The sequence below is a fragment of the Agromyces binzhouensis genome, from assembly GCF_004135055.1.
GTDB classification, from domain to species: Bacteria; Actinomycetota; Actinomycetes; order Actinomycetales; family Microbacteriaceae; genus Agromyces; species Agromyces binzhouensis.
Window position 1 is genome coordinate 1 of record NZ_SDPL01000310.1, and the last position, 3,800, is coordinate 3,800.

Consider the following 3,800-nt stretch of genomic DNA (forward strand, 5'->3'; position numbering starts at 1 on the left):
CCTCGCCACCTCGGCGACGCTGGCTGCCGCGGCTGCGGCGGTCGTGGTGGTCGCCGCCGTCTCCGGCGGAACCCCGGGTCTCGGCGCGCTCGACTCCGCCACCGGCGCCGATGGCGGTGCGGCCGACATCTCGGCGGCGCCGCCCGGAATGGCTCCCCCCGAGATCGTCTCGACGGACCTGCCGGGCGAACCGGGTCCGACCCCCGACACCGGCGAAGTCCCGACCCCGCCGGAAGCGGCTGCACCAGATGCCGCATCGCCTGATGGTTCCGGCTCGCCGGGCGCCGGAGCGTCGCCGGGTGCCGATGACCCCACGGCCGGCCCGGAACCCGCCGCTCCGCCCCAGCCCGAACCCGGGAGCCCACCGGCTCCGGCGCCCGGGGACGGCGTGACGAACCCGGTCGCCGATCCGCAACCCTCCGCCGGGCTGTCGTTCACGGTCGGCGAACCGGGAGACGCGGGCTGGCGGCCGCTCGCGGTCACCGGCCCACCGGGTGCGGAGTTCACCATCTTCGACGACGGGACCGTCCTGATCCAGGGCGTGCTGGACGGCACCGGCACCGCGAACTTCGCCGTCCGCGGGTCGGTCAACGACCTGACGATCGGATACAGCTCGACCTCGGTGACGGCGGGGGGATCCGGATCGACCGGCGGCACGAGCGCGAAGTCGTCCGGCACGTCCGGCCCCGGACGAGGTGGCGGAACGCACCAGTGATCGGTGCGGCCACGCGGCGAACCCGCTCTTCGTTCCCGACGGGAACAGCCAGAACCACAACCAGTGCTCGGCGGGCTGACCCGCTGAGCCCGGCGGCGGCTATTCCGCCCGGCCGGCGTCGTCGGGCAGGATCGGCTCGACCGCGTCGGCGTGCCGTGCCGAGATGGCACGCGCCTTGCGCGTCGCGACCTCGATCAGGACGAGCAGCGCGGCGACCGCGAGCACGCTGAGGAGCGCGGCGACCGGGTCGCGCTGCGCGGCCTGGATGATCGCGTTGACCGTCGCGAGCCCGAGGATCCCGTAGAGCGTCGCCCACATCGCCCCGCCGACGACGAGCGCGGGGATGTACTTGACGAGCGGCATCCGCAGCACGCCGGCGGCGAGGTTCACCGCGGTCTGGAACCCGACGGTGAGGAACGACAGGGCCACGACCGGGGCGCCGAACCGCTCGATCACGGCCTCGGCGCGAGCGAGCTGCGGCGCCATCCGCCCGCGTCGTTCGATCAGTCGCTTGACGCCGGCGCGCGAGCCCCGACCGAGGGCGTAGGTGCCGCCCGCGCGCAGCAGCACGATCAGGAACAGCACGCCGATCGCCGCCGGAAGGGGCCAGCCCTCGAAGATCTCCACCGCACCGCCTGTCGCCGTCGTCGACCGCCGGGGGCGGCGACCGCCGCCCGGACGTCGCGGTCGTGGGTACGCCCCGAGTCTATCGTCGCGGTCCCTTCCGAGCCGGGCCGGGCGCCGATACTGTCGGTCCCGAACCTGTGGAGGGATCATCATGACGCGCAACCCGGTCAAGCTCATCTCCGAGGGCTTCTCGCCCGTACCGTCGCTGGAGGCGTACGACGGCGTGCGGGTCTCGGCGGTCGACGAGTTCGGCGGTGGCACCGGTGGCGCCGAACTCGACGCGATCGGCGTGCTCGTCTTCGACGAGGGGGATCTGCCCGAGGGCATCGGCCTCGACCGGGACGCGCTCGGGCGGGCGGGCTTCGAGGCGAAGGCGGGCCAGACGCTCATGCTGCCGCAACCCGGCCGCAGCCTGATCATCGTCGTGGGCGGCGGCCCCGAGGCCGAGGCGACGGATGCCACGCTCCGCGATGCGGGAGCGGCCTTCGTCCGGGCCGTCAAGAAGGCGACGACGGTCGGGCTGCGCGTGCCCTCGATCGGGTCGACGGATGCCGCGGCCGCGGCGCGTGGGCTCACCGAGGGCGTGCTGCTCGGCCGGTACCGCTACGACGCCCTCAAGGCCGAGGCGCGCGAGCCCGCGATCGAGCGCGTCGAGCTCCGTCTCGACGGGGTGGACGCGGAGGCGGCATCCGCCGGCATCGCCGAGGGCCTCGTCGCGGCGCGCGCGACGGCCATCGCACGCGACCTGGCGAACACGCCGCCCAGCCACCTCACGGCCACCGACCTCGGCGAGGTCGCCGAGCTGCTCGGCGGGCGGTTCGGGTTCGACGTCGAGGTGTTCGACCGCGAGCAGCTCATCGAGCTCGGTTGCGGGGGCATCCTCGGCGTCAACGCGGCGAGCGCGGAGGAGCCGCGCATGATCGTCCTGAACTTCCTGCCCGAGGGCACCGCGACGGGCCATCTCGGACTCGTGGGCAAGGGCATCATGTACGACTCGGGCGGCATCAGCCTGAAGCCGAGCGATCCGATGCACCTCCTCATGAAGATGGACATGGGCGGCGCCGCGGCGGTGCTGGGCGCGTTCACGGCGCTCCGCGACCTCGGAACCACCGCGCGCGTGACGGGCTGGCTCATGTGCACCGACAACATGCCGTCGGGGTCCGCGTACAAGCTCGGCGACGTCCTCACGGCCCGCGGCGGGAAGACCGTCGAGGTCAAGAACACCGACGCCGAGGGTCGGCTCGTCATGATGGACGGCCTCGTCCTCGCGACCGAGGAGGGCGTCGACGCGATCGTCGACATCGCGACGCTCACGGGCAGCGCGCTGCGCGCGCTCGGCGAGACGCATTCCGTCGTGCTCGGCACGAGCCAGCCGCTGATCGACCGACTGGTCGACGCGGGCGGTGCGACCGACGAGGCGACGTGGCAGTTCCCGCTCGTGCGCAAGTACCGCAAGCTCATGGAGTCGGACGTCGCCGACATCGCGAACCTCGGCGGCACGAACGCCGGCGCCACCACGGCCGCCCTGTTCCTCGCCGAGTTCGTCGGCGACACCCCGTGGGCGCACCTCGACATCGCCGGGACCATGAACGCCGACGCCGACGACGCGTGGCGCTCGAAGGGCGCGACCGGGTACGGAGCCCGCCTGCTCATCGAGCTGGCGCGGGGGTTCACGCCGGTCGACTGACGGATGCCGCGGGCGACGGGCGCTCGCGGTGGCGTCCAGCCGTCAGATCGAGGGCTCGGCGTGCGTCTCGACCCAGACCAGCAGCGGCTCCACGGCCCGCCACACACGATCGACGTCGCCCATCGTGGCCTCGGGCGGGAGGGTGCCGAGGCCGGCGAAGTGCGTCATCCGCAGCAGCTCGATGCGCGGGTGCTCGCGATCGAACCCGCGCGGCGCGGTCTTCAGGAACGGGCCGGCGAGTTCGAGCCCGCGTTCCTCGAGCGACCGGACGATCGCGTCGAGCTCGGCGGCAGCCGGGCCGTCCGCCGCGATGGCCTCGCGTGCGCGCTGCAACTGGGCGCGAGACGGTTCGTAGAGCCCTCCCCCGGCGTGCAGTCCGTCCGCGGAGACCGACACGTAGACGCCGCCGACCCGGCCGGCGGTCATCGCACCGTTGAGCTTGTACGGGGACTTGTCGGCACTGAAGCGCACGTCGCGGTTGGGCCGGAACACCTTCGCCGGACCGTAGCGCTCCCCCGCGATCGCGGCGAGCCGTTCGAGCGGCAGCCGGACGTGGCGCTCGTAGTCGGCGCGGTGCGCCTGCCACCAGTCGCGCGAGTTGTGCGCTTCGAGCTCGACGTAGAACGCGAACGCCTCGGGCCCGAACAGTCGCTCGTCGGGCGCGAACGGGTCACCGGGGGCGGCGGATCCTGCCGCTGGACGATCGGCGGTCATGATGCGCCCGGTCAGTCGGCCGCGGTCCGGCCGGCCTCGGCGCCCGGCCCGCGGCCG

General features: G+C 73.7%; 3 protein-coding genes and 1 pseudogene. 2 read left to right on the top strand and 2 right to left on the bottom strand.

Annotation, left to right across the window (positions count from 1 at the left end):
• Positions 1-715: pseudogene (locus tag ESO86_RS19790) on the top strand (hypothetical protein); the annotation flags it as partial.
• A gap of 99 nt (positions 716-814) precedes the next feature.
• Here ESO86_RS19790 and ESO86_RS13120 read toward each other — a convergent pair.
• On the bottom strand, positions 815-1,342 hold the full coding sequence (locus ESO86_RS13120) for a DedA family protein (RefSeq protein WP_242492362.1): 528 nt from the start codon (positions 1,340-1,342) through the stop codon (positions 815-817).
• A gap of 151 nt (positions 1,343-1,493) precedes the next feature.
• Here ESO86_RS13120 and ESO86_RS13125 point away from each other — a divergent pair, with 151 nt between their 5' ends.
• A complete protein-coding gene (locus tag ESO86_RS13125) occupies positions 1,494-3,029 on the top strand; it encodes a leucyl aminopeptidase family protein (RefSeq protein WP_129235425.1) in 1,536 nt (511 codons plus the stop codon).
• Between the two features lie 42 nt (positions 3,030-3,071).
• On the opposite strand, the gene ESO86_RS13130 is transcribed toward ESO86_RS13125, so the two are convergent.
• Positions 3,072-3,800 (bottom strand): DUF2461 domain-containing protein (locus tag ESO86_RS13130; RefSeq protein WP_340638859.1); only part of this gene is annotated, 729 nt, incomplete at its 5' end.